At 61.9% G+C, this 18,630-nt stretch carries 17 protein-coding genes; 1 reads left to right on the forward strand and 16 read right to left on the reverse strand.

Annotated features, from left to right (window positions below; genetic code table 11):
• Positions 1-21: 21 nt before the first annotated feature.
• The 5 genes from AC4CWF_RS02830 to AC4CWF_RS02850 form a co-directional block, all read right to left on the reverse strand.
• Positions 22-720 (reverse strand): ABC transporter ATP-binding protein, encoded by a 699-nt coding sequence (locus tag AC4CWF_RS02830; RefSeq protein WP_491283620.1) that lies wholly within the window; start codon positions 718-720, stop codon positions 22-24.
• The gene (locus AC4CWF_RS02835) at positions 717-1,463 is read right to left on the reverse strand and encodes an ABC transporter ATP-binding protein (RefSeq protein ID WP_491283621.1); all 747 of its coding nucleotides are present in this window, start codon (positions 1,461-1,463) and stop codon (positions 717-719) included. Before AC4CWF_RS02835 ends, AC4CWF_RS02830 begins: the two co-directional genes overlap by 4 nt.
• Positions 1,460-2,491: a branched-chain amino acid ABC transporter permease gene (locus AC4CWF_RS02840; RefSeq protein ID WP_491283622.1), complete on the reverse strand. Its 1,032-nt coding sequence runs from the start codon at positions 2,489-2,491 to the stop codon at positions 1,460-1,462. The genes AC4CWF_RS02835 and AC4CWF_RS02840 overlap by 4 nt, the downstream gene beginning before the upstream one ends.
• Positions 2,488-3,348, reverse strand: a complete 861-nt coding sequence (locus AC4CWF_RS02845; protein ID WP_491283623.1) for a branched-chain amino acid ABC transporter permease — start codon at positions 3,346-3,348, stop codon at positions 2,488-2,490. The genes AC4CWF_RS02840 and AC4CWF_RS02845 overlap by 4 nt, the downstream gene beginning before the upstream one ends.
• A gap of 263 nt (positions 3,349-3,611) precedes the next feature.
• Positions 3,612-4,781, reverse strand: a complete 1,170-nt coding sequence (locus AC4CWF_RS02850; protein ID WP_491283624.1) for an ABC transporter substrate-binding protein — start codon at positions 4,779-4,781, stop codon at positions 3,612-3,614.
• 273 nt (positions 4,782-5,054) lie between these two features.
• On the opposite strand from AC4CWF_RS02850, the gene AC4CWF_RS02855 reads away from it, so the two are divergent.
• On the forward strand, positions 5,055-5,441 hold the full coding sequence (locus AC4CWF_RS02855) for a diacylglycerol kinase (RefSeq protein WP_491283625.1): 387 nt from the start codon (positions 5,055-5,057) through the stop codon (positions 5,439-5,441).
• Positions 5,442-5,535: 94 nt separating this feature from the next.
• Here AC4CWF_RS02855 and AC4CWF_RS02860 read toward each other — a convergent pair whose 3' ends face one another.
• From AC4CWF_RS02860 to AC4CWF_RS02910, 11 genes are all read right to left on the reverse strand, one after another.
• A complete protein-coding gene (locus AC4CWF_RS02860) occupies positions 5,536-5,937 on the reverse strand; it encodes a four-helix bundle copper-binding protein (RefSeq protein ID WP_491283626.1) in 402 nt (133 codons plus the stop codon).
• A gap of 75 nt (positions 5,938-6,012) precedes the next feature.
• Positions 6,013-7,221, reverse strand: coding sequence for an osmoprotectant NAGGN system M42 family peptidase (locus tag AC4CWF_RS02865; protein WP_491283627.1), 1,209 nt, complete (start codon positions 7,219-7,221; stop codon positions 6,013-6,015).
• Positions 7,222-7,225: 4 nt separating this feature from the next.
• Positions 7,226-9,034 (reverse strand): N-acetylglutaminylglutamine synthetase, encoded by a 1,809-nt coding sequence (ngg, locus tag AC4CWF_RS02870; protein WP_491283628.1) that lies wholly within the window; start codon positions 9,032-9,034, stop codon positions 7,226-7,228.
• 3 nt (positions 9,035-9,037) lie between these two features.
• Positions 9,038-10,813, reverse strand: coding sequence for an N-acetylglutaminylglutamine amidotransferase (locus tag AC4CWF_RS02875; protein ID WP_491283629.1), 1,776 nt, complete (start codon positions 10,811-10,813; stop codon positions 9,038-9,040).
• Between the two features lie 160 nt (positions 10,814-10,973).
• Positions 10,974-11,636 (reverse strand): TetR/AcrR family transcriptional regulator, encoded by a 663-nt coding sequence (locus AC4CWF_RS02880; RefSeq protein ID WP_491283630.1) that lies wholly within the window; start codon positions 11,634-11,636, stop codon positions 10,974-10,976.
• Positions 11,637-11,862: 226 nt separating this feature from the next.
• On the reverse strand, positions 11,863-12,216 hold the full coding sequence (locus AC4CWF_RS02885) for a hypothetical protein (protein ID WP_491283631.1): 354 nt from the start codon (positions 12,214-12,216) through the stop codon (positions 11,863-11,865).
• 136 nt (positions 12,217-12,352) lie between these two features.
• Positions 12,353-14,314: a MacB family efflux pump subunit gene (locus AC4CWF_RS02890; RefSeq protein ID WP_491283632.1), complete on the reverse strand. Its 1,962-nt coding sequence runs from the start codon at positions 14,312-14,314 to the stop codon at positions 12,353-12,355.
• A gap of 4 nt (positions 14,315-14,318) precedes the next feature.
• Positions 14,319-15,521: an efflux RND transporter periplasmic adaptor subunit gene (locus tag AC4CWF_RS02895; RefSeq protein WP_491283633.1), complete on the reverse strand. Its 1,203-nt coding sequence runs from the start codon at positions 15,519-15,521 to the stop codon at positions 14,319-14,321.
• 112 nt (positions 15,522-15,633) lie between these two features.
• Positions 15,634-16,962, reverse strand: coding sequence for an L-fuconate dehydratase (locus AC4CWF_RS02900; RefSeq protein ID WP_491283634.1), 1,329 nt, complete (start codon positions 16,960-16,962; stop codon positions 15,634-15,636).
• A gap of 46 nt (positions 16,963-17,008) precedes the next feature.
• On the reverse strand, positions 17,009-17,854 hold the full coding sequence (locus tag AC4CWF_RS02905) for a fumarylacetoacetate hydrolase family protein (RefSeq protein WP_491283635.1): 846 nt from the start codon (positions 17,852-17,854) through the stop codon (positions 17,009-17,011).
• Positions 17,855-17,881: 27 nt separating this feature from the next.
• Positions 17,882-18,613 carry an SDR family oxidoreductase gene (locus AC4CWF_RS02910; RefSeq protein ID WP_491283636.1) on the reverse strand — a complete coding sequence of 244 codons (732 nt, stop codon included), beginning with the start codon at positions 18,611-18,613 and terminating at the stop codon, positions 17,882-17,884.
• Between the last annotated feature and the right edge of the window lie 17 nt (positions 18,614-18,630).

Below are 18,630 nucleotides of genomic sequence, written 5' to 3' on the forward strand. Positions count from 1 at the left end.
GTGGTGGGGAACGGCTGCGGCTCAGATCGCCAGCAGTGCGTCCATCTGGTGAGGATTGTCCAAGAGGTCTCGTGAGGCTGCGGCAAGGGCGATGCTGCCGCGGTTGAGGACGATGGCCTCGTCCGTCAGCGGCAGGATCTTGCGGGCCTTCTGTTCCACGATGATGGCCGCCAGGCCTTCTTCGGTGACGATACGGCGCAGCGCTGCCAGAAGTTCGTCCACGATGATCGGGGCCAGCCCTTCCAGGGGCTCATCGAGAAGCAGGAGTTTTGGATTGAGCATCAGGGCGCGGCCCACGGCCAGCATCTGCTGTTCACCGCCGGAAAGCTGGTTGCCAAGGTTTCGGCGGCGCTCCTTCAATCGCGGAAACATCGCATAGATGGTGGAAAGGTCCCAGCGGCCGGCACGGGCGGAGGCGGTGAGGTTTTCCTCCACCGTCAGCGACCGGAAGATGTTGCGTTCCTGCGGCACCCAGCCGATGCCGCGCGCGGCGCGCTGTTCGGGGCGAAGCTGCGTGATGTCTTCGCCGTTGAGGTGAATGCGGCCGGCATGATGGGTGGTCACCCCGACAATGCTGTTGATCAGCGTCGTCTTGCCGGCACCGTTGCGCCCGAGCAGGGCCAGCGATTGCCCTTCGCCAAGCGAAAGGTCGATGCGGTTCAGCACCTGCGCCTCGTCATAACCGCAAACCAACTGTTCGATGCGCAGCAATTGGGTCATGCGGCATCTCCGAGATAGATGGCCTTCACGTCGGGATTGCGCGAAATGTCGGCGACGCTGCCTTCGGCAAACAGCCGGCCTGCCGCCAGAACCGAAATGCGGTCGGCAAAGGAAAACACCAGGTCCATGTCGTGCTCGATCAGCACCACCGTCACATCCGTCGGCAGGTCGCGCACAATCGTCAGCACCTCGTGGCGATCCTCCTCCGGCACGCCGGCGGCCGGTTCGTCGAGGAGAAGCACCTTCGGCTTCAGCGCGATGGCAAGGGCGATTTCAAGCAGGCGTTGCTTGCCATAGGGAAGACCGCGCGTCGGCAGGCACATCACGTCGGCAAGGCGGAAGCGCTCAAGGATATCGGCAGCTTCTGCGGCCGCTTGCCTGTCAGAGGCGAGAGGCCGCCAAAAGCGAGTGCCGTGTCCCAGCCGTTCACTCACCGCCAACGCCATCGATTCCAGCGGTGTCAGGTCGTCAAACAACTGGTTGATCTGGAAGGTGCGGGCCATGCCCTTTTTTACCCGGGCAAAGGGTGTTGCATCGGTGATGTCTTCGCCGCCGATCAGGATGCGCCCGCTGCTGGGGGTGAGCGCGCCGGTGAGGAGGTTGATGATCGTGGTCTTTCCGGCGCCGTTCGGGCCGATCAGCGCATGGCGGGCACCGGGGGCGACGGACAGCGAAACATCATTGGTCACGACAAGGCCGCCGAAGCGCTTGACCAGTGCACGGGTTTCGAGTGCGGGTGTCATGCCTCCTCCTTTTGGTGTTGTGCGGGACTGGAGGGAGGGCTGCCGGTTCGCGCCCGGAGCCCGGCCAGAAGCCGGGCAGGGCTGATGCGATCACGCCCGACAAGCACAAGCGCCACCAGGATCAGCCCGATCCAGAACATCCAGTATTGCGGGGTGACGACCGACAGCCAGGCGCGCAGCACGGTGAATATCACCGCCCCGATCACGCCCCCATAGAGATAACCGACGCCACCCAGCACGAGAACGAGCAGCACGTCTGCCGAGCGGTGAAAGGCCAGCACATCGGGCGAAACAAAGCTGGTTGTCTGGGTCAGAAGCGCGCCGGAAAAGCCGGCATAGAGTGCAGACAAAGTATAGATGGCAACAATCCGGCGATTGGGCGAAATGCCCAGCATCGCCGCCCGCCGGCTGTTGCGCTTGATCGCCTTCAGCGACAGGCCGAAGGGCGAATTGACGATGCGGCGCGCGACGAACATCGCGGCAAACAGCACCCCCAGGCAGTAGAGATAGCCGGTGCGCCCGAAGAGATCAAATTCGAACAGGCCGACAATGGGATCGATCACGATGCCGCTCAAGCCGTCGGCACCACCTGTCAGCCAGGCGGCCTGGTTTGCCGCTTCCGCCAGAAGCATGCTGACGCCGAACGTTGTCATCAGTTTGGTGAGATCGCTGCCACGCAAGACGAGAAAGCTGGTGGCAAGACCGGCAAGGCCGGCAATCGCGCCGGACAGGATCAGCCCCGTGACCGGTTCTGCCACAGCATGCAGGCTGATAAGCCCGGCGGCATAGGCGCCGATCCCAAAGAAGGCGGCGTGACCCAGCGACAGGATGCCGGCATAACCGACGATCAGATCGAGTGACAGGGCAAAAAGCGCCAGGATGGCGATTTCGCTCAGCAGCAATTGCTGCGAGGGAAATGCAAAGGCTGCCCCAAGTGCTGTTATCCAGAAGGCAAATTCCAGCGGTTTCCAGCGGGCCTTGCGGTGAAGGAAGGCGCTGGCCAGCGCCTGTCGGGGCAGTCGGCTCATCGTCCTCCCTCCCTGGAAAACAGCCCGTTGGGGCGCAAGATCAGGAAGGCGATCATCACCGCATAGATGATGAAGGCCCCAAGCGACGGCAGGTAATATTTACCCGCCACATCGGCAATACCCAGCAGCAGGGCAGCCAGAAACGGCCCGGTGATGGAGGATGTGCCGCCGATCGTCACAACGATCATGAAATAGATGAGGTATTTCAGCGGAAAATTCGGATCGAGCCCCAGCAGTTCCACCCCGAGCGCACCGCCGAGGCCGGCAAGGCCCGACCCGAGTGCAAAGGTCAGGATGAAGATCAGCGAGACATTGATGCCAAGTCCGCGCGCCACCCGTCCATCATCAACGGCGGCCCGCAGCTGGCTGCCGATACGGGTTCTGGCAAGCGTCGTTTGAAGCGCGATGGTGAGCGCTGCACAGAGGACGATAATGAACAGCCGGTAGCGGCCGATATCGACGCCCATCAGGCTGAACCGGCCCGACAGGGCACTTGGCAGCGAAATCAGCTGCTGCTGTCCGCCCATGACATAATCCACGCCCGCCACGGCCATGAAAACGAGGCCGATGGAAAACAGCACCTGATCGAGATGCGAGGCGTTGTAGAGGCGGCGATAGAGGGTGACCTCCAGCAATGCGCCCAGCGCGCCGGAGAGGAGAAATGCCGCCGGCAGGCACCAGTAGAAGGAAATGCCATAGCGGTTCATCAGCACCACGGTCACGTAACCGCCGGCCATGGCAAAGGCGCCGTGGGCAAGGTTGACGAAGTTCATCAGGCCAAGCGTCACGGCCAGCCCGCAGGCAAGAACGAAGAGCAGCATGCCATAGGCAATGCCATCGAACAGGATTGTCAGCATCGTTCCTCCCGGAGATGGCGGGACATGATAAGACGCGGATCAGGCGCAGGGTGTGTCTGCTGCCGGAACGCTGATGCCCCGGCACGCGCTTTGATGGCTGCATCATCGCTCCGGATGCCGGCGACTATCGCTGCATCCAGTGTCTGGCTGGCGAAGGAGGGCGGCGAAGCTGCCGAAGAGCCGTCCCGTTCCGCGCCATCAGGGATCTGATGCGGCAGACGGATGCGCCGAAAGGCGTGAGCCTTGCCGGCGCATCCTGCCCATCAGGGTGTGTTCGGGTCCCGCACCTTCGGGAAGGTGGCGAATTCGACGTTGTAAAGCTCGCCATCCACCTTCTTCACCTCGCGCATGTAGATGTCCTGCACGATGTCGCGGGTTTTCGCGTCGATGGTGATTGGTCCGCGCGGGCTCGTCCAGGCCATGCCCTTCATGGCGTCCACCAGCTTGGTGCCGTCGGTATTGCCATTGGTTTTTTTGAGCGCTGCATAGGCCAGCGCCATGGCATCATAACCGCCGACGGACATGAAGTTCGGCCGCATGTTCTTGTTGGCCTTGCGCACCTCCGCCACGAACGCCTTGTTTTCCGGGCTGTCATGGTTTGCGGAATAGAAGTGGCCGGTGATCACGCCAAGTGCCGCATCGCCCATGCCGTTCAGCAGGTCATCGTCGGTCACGTCACCGGTTGCGATCAGCTTGATGCCGGCATCGCGAAGGCCGCGTTCGACAAACTGTTTCATGAAGATGGAGCCGACGCCCGAGGGCACGAAGACGAAGACGGCGTCCGGCTTGGTATCGCGCACCCGCTGCAGGAAGGGGGCAAAATCCGGGTTCTGCAGGGGCACACGTACCGCTTCCAGAATCTCGCCGCCGTCCTTCTTGAACTGATCGGTAAAGCCCTTTTCGATATCGATGCCCGGGCCGTAATCGGAGACGAGCGTGACGACGCGCTTCAGCCCGTTCTTGGCCGCCCAGGTGGCAACCGGCACGGCCGATTGCGGGCCGGCCATGCTGGTGCGCACGAAATAATCGGATTTCTGGGTGATGATAGAGGTGGTGGCCGAGGTGATGATGGCGGGAACCTTGGCCTGGCTCAGCACCGGCGCAACCGACAGCGCCAGCGGCGTCAGGCCAAAGCCCATCAGCATCGAGGCGCCGTCCTTGACCACCAGTTCCTGCGCGATGCGCCGCGTCTGGTCCGCCGTTCCGGCGTCGTCGCGCAGCACCACTTCCACCTTCTTGCCCGCCACCGTGTCGCCATTCAGCGCCATATAGGCCTTGACGCCGGCTTCCACCTGACGCCCGGTCGAGGCGAAGGGGCCCGTCATCGGCAATACGAGGCCGATCTTGACGGTTTCTGCGGCTTGGGCATGCGAAAACAACAGGCTGCACAGGGCAGCGCCTGTCATGAAAAGGCGTCTCGATACGGATGCCATGTATACTCCTCCCAGAGTTCAAATCCCGCGACAGGCTCACTCCCATGAACCCGATGAATGCTATGCGCATGTTTTCGCTGCGGCATTCAAGTCTCCTCCTCGAGCCGCAGGAAGCAATGTATACACCAAATCTGCGAAGGACAAGCGCCACCTTGCGGCAGGCAAGGCAGAGACGCAAGCGCTGCGGGCTGACCGCGCGGTGCTTTAGAGCTTTGCCTTTGCGTGATGCATGCAGCCTTGTTATGTGCAGGAGATTGTGTGGGGAGCGCAAACATGTCCGAACCTCTTCGGCATCAAAGACAACGGGGCCTTGGCCATGTTCTGGCGGCTGCGCGTTATTCGCTGGGCGGTGCGCGTCGCCTGTTTGGCGAAACGGCGTTTCGGCATGAATGCGCGGTATTTCTGACCATCAGCTGTGTCTATGCGCTGATCGGCGTTGCGTTCAGCACCTATCTGGCGGCACTTGTGCTGTTCCTGGTTCTGGTGGCGGTGGAGGCGCTGAACACGGCCATCGAAGAAATCGTCGACCGCGTCTCGCCCGAGTTTTCGCTGGCCGCTCGCCATGCCAAGGATCTCGGCTCGTTTGCCGTGTTCTGCCTGCTTCTGGCCAATGGCATCCTGTTCCTGCACACGCTTTACAGCGCCGCCTTCCCGGGCTGAGCAAGCCAGCCTTGACCACCATACCTGTGTTGAGGAAAGAAAATCCGGCGGGCAGCGCCTGGGTGGCTCGTGCCAGCCGAAAGGGGCCTGCTGCTCAGTGAACGTTGGGCAGGGCCTCGCGGCAGGCTTTTTCGCAGCGCTCGCAGGCCTTGGCGCAGATGCGGCAATGCTCGTGCATCTCGGCATGGGTGCTGCATTCCTCTGCGCACACGCGGCAGGCTTCGGCGCAGGCCTGGATCACGGCGCGCATCACTTCAATATTCGAACCGGTGCGGCGCGAGGCGATGGCGCCTGTTGCCGCGCAGATGTCGGCACAATCGAGATTGCGGCGAATGCACTGGATCAGCATGTCATGCTGTTTTTCGCCAAGGCAGGCATCGGCGCAGCTTGTACACGTCTGGGCGCAGTCGTAGCACGCCTCGATGCAGCGCAGAAGCGCGTCCTGCGGATTGCCGGCAACGTGGGGATGGCTGGCTATCATCTCGCGAACCTGCATGGATCTTCTCCTTATGGTCTTTGTTCGGGGTTAATGCTCTTCCAACCAAACGTGCCAGCCATGGTTCCAAGGTGATCAGGTCCGTTCAGGCTTTCCAGTCAAATGCGCTCCAATCGGCCGCTGCTGTTCCGGCGCGCGTCCACCTTCGGTGGCAAGCTGCACCACCTGTTCCGCCTCTTCCGTCGGCTGGGTGGTAAACCCCTTGGGGCTCGAAATTTCCTCGGCGTCGCGGTCGATATTGACGGGGCTGACGGCAAAGGCCGAGACCAGCTTTGCAACGCTTGTGAGCGCATGGGTGTGGATGCGTTCATAACCATGCGAGGCATCCACGCCGAAAGTGGCAAGTGCGGTGCGGATATCGTGGCCTGCTTCCAGCGCGGAGGCTGAATCTGAGCGGTAATAACGAAAGACATCCTTCTGGTAGGGAATGTCGTTTTCGATGCAGAGATCCACCAGTTTTCGCGTCAGGTGATAATCGAAAGGTCCGGTCTGGTCGGCCATGGCGATAGTAACGCCGAATTCCGAGGAATTCTGCCCCGGTGCCGTGGTGCCATTGTCGATGGTCAGCATCGAGGCGATTTCGGCCGTCAGAACGGATGAGGCGCCAACGCCGACCTCTTCGGCTATGGTGAACAGCCAGTGCGTATCGACGGGCGTGCAGGCCCCCGTCCGCTCCAGCGCCTCGATGGCGGCAAGGGCAATGGCCACGCCCGCCTTGTCGTCCAGATGGCGGGAATTGATGAAGCCGTTGTCGAGAAATTCGGTGCCGGTATCGATGGCCACCGTATCGCCGACATCGATTCCGAGCCCGCGTGTCTGCGCAGCGGACGCGGTGATGGCATCGATGCGCAGTTCCACATGTGCCCAGCCGACAGGCGCGGTATCCACCTCGTCGTTGAACGTGTGGCCGGACGCCTTCAGCGGCAGGATCGTGCCGCGAAAGGTGCCGTGATAGCTGTAGATCGTCACCCGCGCGCCCTCGGCAAAACGGGCGGACCAATGGCCGATGGGCACCAGTTCCAGCCGGCCATTGTCCTTGATCGCCTTCACCTGCGCGCCGAGCGTATCGACATGCGAGACGATGGCGCGGGCCCCCTTGCGCCGGCTGCCCTGGCGCACGGCACGGATGGCACCGCGCCGCGTCAGTTCCGGCGTGAGACCCAGCCGTTCCAGCTCCTGCGAGCAGTATCGCACCACCTGGTCGGTGTAACCCGTGGGGCTGTCGATCGACAGCAGCGCCTTAAGCTGGCCAAGGAGATAGTCTTCGTCGATATCGATGGTCATGCGGTTACATTTTCCCCAGGGCGTTGCGGGCGGCGCGGTGGCCCGAAAGCGGGAAGAGCAGATCGAGAAAACGGGCAGCCGTCGGCTGCGGCTCGTGGTTGGCAAGGCCCGGACGTTCATTCGCTTCAATGAACACGTAATCCGGTTCGGTCGGCGCCTTCACCATGAAATCGATGCCGACAACGGGGATATCGATGGCGCGCGCGGCCTTGATGGCCGCGTCCACCAGCCGTGGATGCACGATGGAGGTCACGTCATGGATCGAGCCGCCGGTGTGAAGATTTGCCGCCTTGCGCACCACCACGTCGCGACCCTCTTCCAGCACGTCATCCAGCGTCAGGTCGGACATCTGCAGGCAACGTTCGGTTTCGCCATCGATCGGAATGGTACTTTCGCCGCCGGTCGCTGCGGCCCTTCGCCGGGACAGGGTTTCGATCAACTGGCGCACGGTCTGGCGTCCATCGCCGATCACATGCGGCGGACGGCGGATGGCAGCGGCCACCAGCTTGAAATCGATGACCACGAGGCGCAGGTCCTCACCTTCGAAGCAGGCCTCGATCAGCACCCGGTCACAGACTTCACGGGCAATGGCAATGGCGGCCTTGATGTCCTCCATCGTATCGAGGCCGACCGCGACGCCACGGCCCTGTTCGCCGCGTGCGGGTTTTACCACCACCCGGCCATGTTTTGTCAGAAAACCGGCAAGAGCGTCATCATTGCCATCGGCGGTCATCTGTTCCGGCACCACAAGCCCGGCCCGTTCCACCACCCGGCGGGTCACTGCCTTGTCGTCGCAGATCGACATGGCAACGCCAGATGTCATTTCCGACAGACTTTCGCGGCAATGGACGGAGCGCCCGCCATTCGACAGCCGGAAGAAGCCGCCTTCCGCATCGGTGATTTCCACATGCACGCCACGCCGGCGCGCCTCGTCCACGATCAGCCGCGCATAGGGGTTCAGGGCGTCATAGGCCTCGAGCGGGCGGGCATAAAGCCGCTCGTTGATGGAGTTCTTGCGCTTGACGGAAAAGGCGGGGATACGGCGGAAACCAAGCTTTTCGTAAAGCGCGATCGCCTGCTCGTTGTCGTGCAGCACCGATAGGTCCATGAAGCCCGCGCCGCGCGCCTTGAAATGTTCAGCGAGGCGCCGCACCAGCGTTTCGCCGATCCCGGCATGGCGGGCCTGCGGATCGACCGCCAGGCACCAGAGCGAAGAACCCTGTTCGGGATCGGCAAAGGCGCGGGTGTGATCGATGCCGGTGACGGTGCCGATCACCTCGCCGGTCGTCTCGTCTTCGGCGACCAGGTAGGTGATCGCCCGGTTGTCACGGTTCGACCAGAAGAAATCCGGGCGCACCTCCACCATTCCGCGGGCCGAATAGATGCGGTTGACGGCCCGCGCATCCGCTTCGGACGACAGGCGACGCACGGAAAAGCCACGTGGCTGGCGGCGTCCCGAGCGGTAGGTCGCAAGGTCGAGGCGGAAGGTGTGCGACGGGTCGAGAAAGATCTCCTGCGGCGCTTCAGCCAGCAGCACATGCGGATCATGCACATAGATGGCGATATCGCGGTGTTCCGGCGCCTCTTCGCGCAATGCCGAGACGAGTTCGCCCGCATCGTCAAAGGTCTGCGCGAAAATCAGCCGACCCCAGCCGCAATCGAGAACGGCGGATGCATCGGCAGACGCCTCATCCGGGTGTCCCACGCGGCCGGTGCGCTGCAGGGATTCGACGCGCTTTCGCCTCAGGCGGTGGGCCACGGCCTTGTCGCTGCGCACCTTTTGCAGGCGCTCTCCCGTCTTGTTGTTTGCCATGCCTCAGATCCCCTGCGCCTGCAGCCACATTTCCAACAGTCCCGCCTGCCAAAGCTCCGAGCCCTGCAGCGGCGTGATGTGTTCTGACGGCTTGTCGAACAGTTTTTGCAGGTAGCTATCCTGAAATATCCCCCGCTCTCGTGCGGCCTGCGAGGTCAGCGCATCGCGCACCATGTCGAGATAGGGGCCATCGACATATTTGAGCTGCGGTACCGGGAAATAGCCCTTCTTGCGGTCGATCACCTCATGCGGCACCACAAGGCGGGCGGCATCCTTCAGCACACCCTTGCCGCCGTCGTTCAGCTTGAACTCCGGCGGGATTTTTGCTGCCAGTTCCACCAGTTCATGGTCGAGAAAGGGCACGCGCGCCTCAAGGCCCCAGGCCATGGTCATGTTGTCGACGCGCTTCACCGGATCGTCCACCAGCATCACCTGGCTGTCGAGGCGAAGGGCGGCATCGACAGGTGTGTCGGCATCGCCCTGCAGCAAATGGCGCGCGACGAGTTCGCGGCTCACATCGCTTGCCGCCATCCAGTCCGGGTTCAGTTGCGTTTTCATCACGTCATGGCTGCGGTCAAAGAACACGCGGGCATAATCGTTGACGACATCGGTGGATGACCCGAGCGGCGGATACCAGTGATAACCGCCAAACACCTCGTCAGCGCCCTGGCCGGATTGCACGACGCGGATGTGCTTGGAAACTTCCTTGGCGAGCAGATAAAAGCCGACATTGTCATAGGAGACCATCGGTTCCGACATCGAGGAGATGACGCCGGGAAGCGCATCCATCAGCTGCGCTGAGGGCACGAAGATCTTGTGATGGTCGGTGCCGAAATGTTTCGCGATAAGGTCCGAATAGACGAACTCGTCGCCCTTTTCGCCATTGGCTTCTTCAAAACCGACGGAGAAGGTCATGAGATCGTTCTGGCCCTGTTCGGCCAGTAGCCCGGTAATGATGCTGGAATCAACGCCGCCGGAGAGCAGCACGCCGACAGGCACATCCGCCACCGTGCGGCGCTTGACGGCAAGCCTGAGCGCATCGAGCACCATGTCGCGCCAGTCTTCGCGCGAAAGGCCGGCCATGGCGGAATCGCGCGTGTGCGGCGGGTTCCAGTAGCGCGTGTCCGTTTCGCGCCCGTCTGCCTCGATCACGCGGATGGTCGCCGGTGGCAGTTTCTTCACACCGTTGATGATGGTGCGCGGCGGCGGAACGACCGCGTGGAAACTCATGTAGTGATGCAGTGCATCGCGGTCGATCGAGGTGTCGATATCACCACCTTGAACGAGAGCCGGCAGCGACGAGGCGAACCGCACAGCCTTTCCCACTTTGGCAAGGTAAAGCGGCTTGATGCCAAAACGGTCGCGCGCCATCACCACGCGGTTGGTGTCGCGCTCGTGGATGACGAAGGCGAACATGCCGTGGAAGCGGGAGACGCACTCAGTTCCCCAGGCATGCCAGGCCTTCAGGATGACTTCGGTATCGCCATGGGAAAAGAAGCGGTAGCCCTTGGCTTCCAGTTCAGCGCGCAGTTCCGGATAGTTGTAGATGCAGCCGTTGAAGGCGATCGTCAGGCCCAGTTCGCCATCCACCATCGGCTGGCGGGCCTTCTGGGAGAGATCGATGATCGAGAGCCGCCTATGGGAAAGCGCCGTCGATCCGTGGATGACCATTCCGGAGCCATCCGGCCCGCGGGGCGCAATGGCCTCCATCATCCGGGCCTGAACCAGAGGGGAAGGCTGTGCGCCGTCGAACCGTATTTCTCCGCAAATCCCACACACTGTGCTGGTTTAATCCTTTCCGATCTTTCCGCGATCCGGCCCCGGGATGGGGCAAAAAACGGCATAATCCGCCCGTTGTTGCGTGCGTATGCCGTGGGCCAAACGAAAAAGTTCCAGAAAGGTTGCGATTTTTCTGCAGAAATTGGGAGGCGGCGGGAATTCAGTCGGGGCGTGTTCCGCGCACGAAAAGTGCGATTGCCTGCTCCATATGGCGTTTGCGCGCGGCAAGATCCGGCCAGCCGCGCGGGCCTGGCCCAACGCCGCCAAACAACATGTCCATGAGGATGCGGGCACCGAACAGCGAATCGCTCAGCACCAGTTTTCCGGCTGCCATCTGTTTTTCAAGCCAGTCCGCCAGCTGTCTGCGTGACGTTTCCGGCCCCTCGCGAAACAGCACTTCAGCAAGGTCTGGCACCTGATGCGACTGGCGTATGACGATGTGGATGAAGGCTTCGCGCTCTCGTTCGGTGTCTTCGTCAATGTCGATCATGAAGATGTGGCCGATCGCCTCGGCCAAGGGCAGGTCCTCGTTGTCGGGCCGGGGCAGTCTCAGCATCATCTGCCTGTGCGAGGCGACGACGGCGACGAACAGGTCGACCTTGCTGGGAAACAGGCGGTACAGCGTCTGCTTGGAAATGCGGCAGCGGCTTGCCACGATATCTGTCGTGGTCCCGGCAAGGCCGAGTTCCGTGAAGGTGCGACGCGCTGTATCGATGATCATCTGCCGGCGGTCATTGTCGCTGAGGCTCTTCGGCCGGCCGCGTCCCCGCTTGGTCGTCACGTCATCAGGCGTTCTGCCCTGCTCGCTGCTGCTGTCGTCCATCCGCGTCCTGAACTCGTTGCGATCAACCTATGCCATGCATGGCGCACTTTTGTTCTGGAGGCATAGCGCACTTCCCGCTGGAAAACACCACCCGGCAGGGGCAAAGCGGTTTGCCGGTGGCTCCAGCGGAATGTCGCATAACCTGGATCGCAGCCTTACCGGCACCCGACGCGACCCGCAGTCTGGCAGTTGAGCCTGACGGGCAACACGTTGCAGGCCAGTGTGATCAGAGATAGGCCTCGCGCTCACCAAACTCCGTCTCGTCGTCGAAATTGGTGGTGCCGATCCGGTCGCTTTCGCCCGAAAGCTGGGTGGGCTCTTCCGTTTCCTTAGGAGTTGTTGCGGATGACGTATCCTCACTGGCCTTGGCAGCCTTTGCCTGCTCGATCTGCTTTTGAAGCGCGGCAATGGCGTCCTGCAACTCTTCCTTTTCCGCCTCGTCGTCCGTCTCGGCAAGCTTTGCCTGCTTTGCGGCAAGCTGCGCTTCGAGCGTGGCGACATCGACGGTGCTGGATGTCGAGGAACTGGTGCTGGTGGAGGAGAGAAGTGTCGAGGCAGTACTGGAGATGGAATCGACCATGATCGAAAATCCTGTAAAGGGCCATGCCCGGCCCATGCCGGACAAATACAGGGTTAAACGCCTTGAATTAACGGTAACCTAAATTGCCGTACTGATTAGTACTAATGCGCCATCGCTAATTTTTGCCCCGCAGTCCTCACGAAAGGGCAGCCACCGGGTCCAGCCGCGAGGCATTGCGCGCCGGCAGGAAGCCGAAGACGATGCCGATGAGGCAGGAGCAGACGAAGGCGAGAACCATGGGCGTGGCGGAAAAAATGAGGCTGATGCCCGCGCCGGACAGGTTTGTCGCAAGGCCGACCGAGAGCGCCAGCGTGATGCCGAGAACGCCGCCGATGAGGCAGACGAGCACGGCCTCGATGAGGAATTGCTGCAGGATATCCTGCCGCCGCGCCCCCACCGCCATGCGCACCCCGATTTCACCCACGCGCTCCGACACTGAAACCAGCATGATATTCATCACGCCGATGCCACCGACGACGAGGGAGATGACGGCAATCGCCGAGACGAGAAGCGTCATCGTCTGCGTCGTGCTGGTGATCGTCTTGCGGATATCGTCGGTGTTGAGGATGAAGAAATCCTTGGTGCCGTGGCGACGGGTGAGGAAATCGGTGACAGCCTGTTCGGCGGCGGCCATGTCGGCATTGTCGGCGACACGGACCGTAATGCTGCGAAGCGACGTGCTGCCGAGAAATCGCGTCTGCACGCTGGTATAGGGAAGGTAGATCGACAGGTTGTCGCTGGAACCGAACCCGCCCTGCTGGGAGGAAATGACACCGACGACCCGCACCGGCACGGTGCCGGCCAGAATGATCTGGCCGACGGGTTCCACGCCATTTGTGGTAAACAGGGCCTTGGCGGTGTTGTCGTCGATCACGGCATCCTGCGAGAGACCATCCACGCTGTCCTCCTCGAAAAAGCGGCCGGACATCAGCGTCGATCCCTTGACGGTGAAATACTGGCTGCCGACGCCATTGATCAGCGCATTGGCAACCGTTGCACCGAACCTTGCGGTGGTGCTGGTGGAAACGGTCGGCGTCACGGCACCCACATAGGTCAATTGTGCCAGGCTTTCCGCATCCGAGACGACGAGCGTCTTCACGCGTCCGGAGCGGGTATCGCCAAACCCCTTGCCGGGAAAGACTTCGAGCGTGTTGGTGCCAAGGCTGCTGATATTGGCAAGGATCTGCTGCTGGCTGCCGGTGCCGAGCGCCACCACCAGCATGACCGAGGCAATGCCGATGATGATGCCGAGCATGGTGAGAAAGCTGCGCAGCCGGTGCGATTGCAGGGCCTTCAGCGCCATCACGAAGGCCTCGCGAAACCGGTCCACGGCCACCGTCAGGCCGCTGGCGACCTTCCGCGGGGAACTTTCCTCTATCGCTGGTGACGGCTGCGTGGGTTGCGTCTGCCGGTCTGCAATAATCCGGCCGTCGGAGATTTCGATGATGCGTTTGGCGCGGGCTGCAACGCTCGGGTCATGGGTCACGATGATGATCGTTTTGCCGTCGCGGTTCAGGTCTTCCAGAATGCGCAGCACGTCCTCGCCGCTCTTGCTGTCGAGAGCGCCGGTCGGCTCATCGGCAAGGATCACTTCAGCATCGTTCATCAGCGCGCGGGCAATGGAGACGCGCTGCTGCTGGCCGCCTGACAATTGCCCCGGCCGGTAATGCGTGCGGTCCCCCATGCCAAGCCTCCCGAGAATGGAAGCCGCGCGCTCGCGCCGGTCGCTGCGCGAACGCCCCGCATAGATCGCCGGAATTTCCACATTGCCGAGCGCCGACAATTCGGCGAGCAGGTGATAACGCTGGAAGATGAAGCCGAAATGCTCGCGCCGGAGCGCCGAGAGTTCGTCGCTGTCGAGCGATGAGGTGTCCTTGCCGGAGACGCGGTAGGTGCCTGAGGTCGGGCTGTCGAGCAGGCCGAGAAGGTTCATCAGCGTCGACTTGCCCGAGCCGGAGGCGCCGATGATGGCAACCATTTCGCCACGCTTGATGGTGAGGTCGACATCCTTCAGAACCGTGATCGTGCCTTCGCCGGCGGGATACTCGCGGCGCAGCTTTTCGATGACGATGAGGGGGGCATGTTCGGTCTTGGTCATCGCGTCAGAAGCCCATCGGGCCACCGCGGCGGCTGTCGGATTTCGAACCCGTACTCGCCTCGCTGATCACCACTTTGGCGCCTTCTTCAAGGCCGCTTTTGACCTCGACACTGATCTTATTGTTGAGCCCTGTTTCCACAGCGCGCTCAGCAACCGTGCCGTCGGCCGCCATCACGCGCACAGCGGTCTTGCCATCGGCAAGGGACTTGCCAAGGGCAGCCGAGGGGATGGTCAGCACATCCTTTGCGGCGCCGAGCACGATGTTGACCTCAGCCGACATATAGGTACGAAAGCGTCCGTCTTCGTTCGGCACATCGAACACGCCGATATAATAGATGGCGGAGGAGGAGGATGACGACGAGGTCGAGCTGCTGGTGGTGGAACTGGAAACGCTGCTGTCGCTGGTGATCGATTCTGGCGCCGGTTCTATCGAGGCCAGAGTGGCGTCATAGCTCTGCGTACGCTCGCCAATGAGGTTGAAACGCACGGCCTGTCCCGGTTTCACCTTTGTAATGTCGGCTTCGGAGATTTCGGCGCGCACCGTCATGGTGGAGAGATCACCGAGGATGACGATCGTCGGGATGGACTGCGTGGCGTTGACCGTTCGGCCTTCCTGGTTGACGATGGCCAGCACCGTGCCATCCATCGGCGCCGTGATGCGGGTATAGCCCAGTTCGGCCTTGGCGGTTTCCACGGCGATCTCGGCCGAGATGATCTGGGCATCGAGAGCGGCGATCTGCGCCTTTGTGGTGTTGACGTTGGTTTCCGCCGTCTGCAGATCCGCTTCCGAACCCGCCTGCTTGCTATAGATGGCCTGCTGGCGGGCGAGCGTCTTCTGGTAACCTTCGAGCGTGGCTTCCTTTTCCTGCTTCTGTGCCTTCATGTTGGACAGCGAGGCTTCGGATGTGCGCAGGTCGTTGTTCTGTGTGGTGGAATCGATCTCGGCGATCAGCTCGCCCTTGCGCACCGTATCGCCGAGCTTGAACTTGATCGAGGTGATCCGCCCCGACGCCTGCGAGCCGACGGCCACCAGCCGCACCGGCTTCAGCGTGCCCGTGGCCAGCACCGTTTCCTCGACATTGCCCTGCCGGACCGGGGCCGTCAGAAACGTGCTGGTGGCGGGCTTTTCGGAAAACCGCATCCAGCCGTAAGCGGCCGCTGCCGCGACGGCGATGGCAAGAAGGATGTGGCTGCGCTTGATGGCCATGTCGGGATATGCCGATCTTCTATATTATGGGAACGTCTTGGTTCCGATAATGCCATCTGCATGCCCCGGTCAATGGGCGGGATATTAAACCTTGGTAACCCCGCCCTTGGCGTCAGGCGGCATCCACCGCCTTCATGGGCCGCGATTGCCCGGTGCTGCCCTTCGCCGGTGCAAAGGCGAAGGCTTCCAGCGTCTCGGCCCGCATCTCGATGGAAAAGCCCGGCATGGACGGCGGCATGTAGGCTGCATCCTTGATCACGCACGGGTCGAGGAAATGCTCGTGCAGGTGGTCGACGAATTCGATCACGCGGCCGTCCTTGGTGCCAGACACGGCGACATAATCGATCATCGACAGATGCTGGACATATTCGCAGAGCCCGACGCCGCCGGCATGCGGCCAGACCGGCAGGCCGAATTTGGCTGCCACCAGCAGCACCGATAGCACCTCGTTCAGTCCGCCCATGCGGCATGAATCGATCTGCACCACGTCGATGGCACCTTCGGCGATGAACTGCTTGAACATGATGCGGTTCTGGCACATCTCGCCGGTTGCCACCTTCACCGGGCCAATCGCCTGGCGGATCTTGCGATGGCCGGCCACATCGTCGGGGCTTGTCGGCTCCTCGATGAAGAAGGGATTGCAGAAGGAGAGCTTTTTCACCCAGTCGATGGCCTGGTCCACTTCCCAGACCTGGTTGGCGTCGATCATCAGGTAACGATCCGGGCCGATCACCTCGCGGGCAATGGTGAGGCGGCGGATATCGTCTTCGAGGTCGCGGCCGACTTTCATCTTCACATGGTTGAAGCCGGCATCGATCGCCTCCTGGCAGAGACGGCGCAGCTTGTCGTCGTCATAGCCGAGCCAGCCGGCCGATGTCGTGTAACAGGCATAACCTTCGCGCTCGAGGATGGCGATACGCTCGGCCTTGCCGGTTTCTGCCTTTTTCAGGATGGCAACGGCCTCGTCGCGGGTGAGAACGTCGGTCAGGTAACGGTAATCGACGATATCAGCGATCTCTTCCGCCGACATGTCGGCCACCAGACGCCAGACCGGCTTTTGGGCTTCCTTGGCCAGCAGATCCCAGAAGGCGTTGACGACAGCGCCGGTTGCCAGATGCATGGCGCCCTTTTCCGGGCCGATCCAGCGCAACTGGCTGTCACTGGTCAGATGGCGCCAGAATTTGCCCGGATGCGCCTTTACCACCGCAAGGTCCGTGCCGACGACGAGATGGCGCATGGCATCGATTGCCATGCAGCAGATGTCGTTGCCGCGCCCGATGGTGAAGGTGAGGCCGTGCCCGGCAAGGCCGGGCACGTCGGTTTCCAGAATGACATAGGCTGCCGAATAATCCGGGTCCGGGTTCATCGCATCCGAGCCATCGAGGCTCTGGGACGTGGGAAACCGCAGATCGATGATCCGCATGTCGGTGATGATGGCCATGTTCGTTTCTCCGGCAGGTCTGTCAGACGAAGGTCAGGGGGATCAATCAGGCGTCGGCGCGAAAGGTCTGCTTCTGCGTGCCAAGGCCTTCGATGCCAAGTTCCACCACGTCGCCGGCTTTGAGGAACCGCGGCGGCTTCAGGCCAAGGCCAACGCCGGGGGGCGTACCGGTGGAGATGACATCACCGGGATGAAGCGACATGAACTGGCTCAGATAGGAAACGAGGAAGGCAACGCCGTAGACCATGGTCTGGGTGGAGCCGTTCTGCATGGTCTCGCCGTTCACCGTCAGCCACATCTTGAGGTTCTGCGGATCGGCGATCTCGTCCGTCGTCACTAGCCAAGGGCCGATGGGGCCAAACGTGTCGCAGGACTTGCCCTTGGTCCACTGGCCGGAACGCTCGGTCTGGAAGGCGCGCTCGGAAACGTCATGGGAGACGCAGTAACCCGCGACATAATCCATCGCATCGGCTTCCGAGACGTATTTCGCCGTCTTGCCGATGACGACACCAAGCTCGACTTCCCAGTCGGTCTTTTCAGAGCCGCGCGGGATCAGCACGTCGTCATTCGGGCCGACGATGGCAGACGTCGCCTTCATGAAGATGACCGGTTCCGGCGGAACGGTCGCACCGGTTTCGGCGGCATGGTCGGAATAGTTGAGGCCGATGCAGATGAACTTGCCGGTGCCGGCAACGCAGGCGCCGAGACGTTCGTCGGCGGAGACTTCCGGCAGCGAGGCAACGTCGAGCGCGGCAAGCTTGGCAAGGTTTTTCGGGTTGAGTGCAGCGCCTGAGAGGTCGCTGACATGCGCGGAAATATCGCGGATCGTGCCGTTGGCGTCAACGAGGGCCGGGCGTTCTGCGCCGGCAGCGCCGTAACGAAGCAGTTTCATGGTGGTATTCCTTCCTGAAGTCTGATGTCAGATGGTCCAGCCGCCATCGATGGCGATGGCTTGGCCGGATGTATAGGTTGCGCCGGCAAGATAGACGGCAAGGTCTGCAATTTCTTCCGGGGCGCCCAGGCGTCCGATAGGCTGGCGGGCGATGAAGGCAGCACGTGCGGCCTCGTAATCGCCCTGCGCGCGCAGGCGGTCCTGCAGCGACGGGCTTTCCACCGTGCCGGGGCAAATGGCGTTGCAGCGAATGTTATGCCCGACATAATCGGCCGCCACCGCCTTGGTGAGCCCGATGACGGCAGCTTTCGTGACACCATAGGCAAAGCGGTTCGGTACGCCCTTGATGGAAGAGGCAACCGAGGCCATGTTGATGATGGCGCCGTCACGGCGTTCCATCATGCCCGGCAGCACGGCGCGGATGGTGCGGATCATCGCCTTGACGTTCAAATCGATGGCAAAATCCAGATCGCTGTCCTTCATCTCCAGCACCGAGCCGCCATGGACGACGCCGGCGCAGTTGAACAGGATATCGACCTGACCGATGCCGGCGATGCAGGCCTTGACGGCTGCCTCGTCCAGAACATCGAGTTTCTGCGCGTGCAGGTTGGCCAGCGCCGGCAGTTCGGAAAGCGCCTTGTCATTGATATCGGTTGCATGGACGATAGCGCCCGCCTCGGCAAAGGCCAGTGCACTTGCCCGCCCGATGCCCTGGCCGGCGGCGGTGATCAGCACCGTCTTGCCCTCAAGGTTAGCCATTTCTGTTCCTTTCCTTA

The sequence above is a fragment of the Neorhizobium sp. PAMB6630 genome (assembly GCF_058242775.1).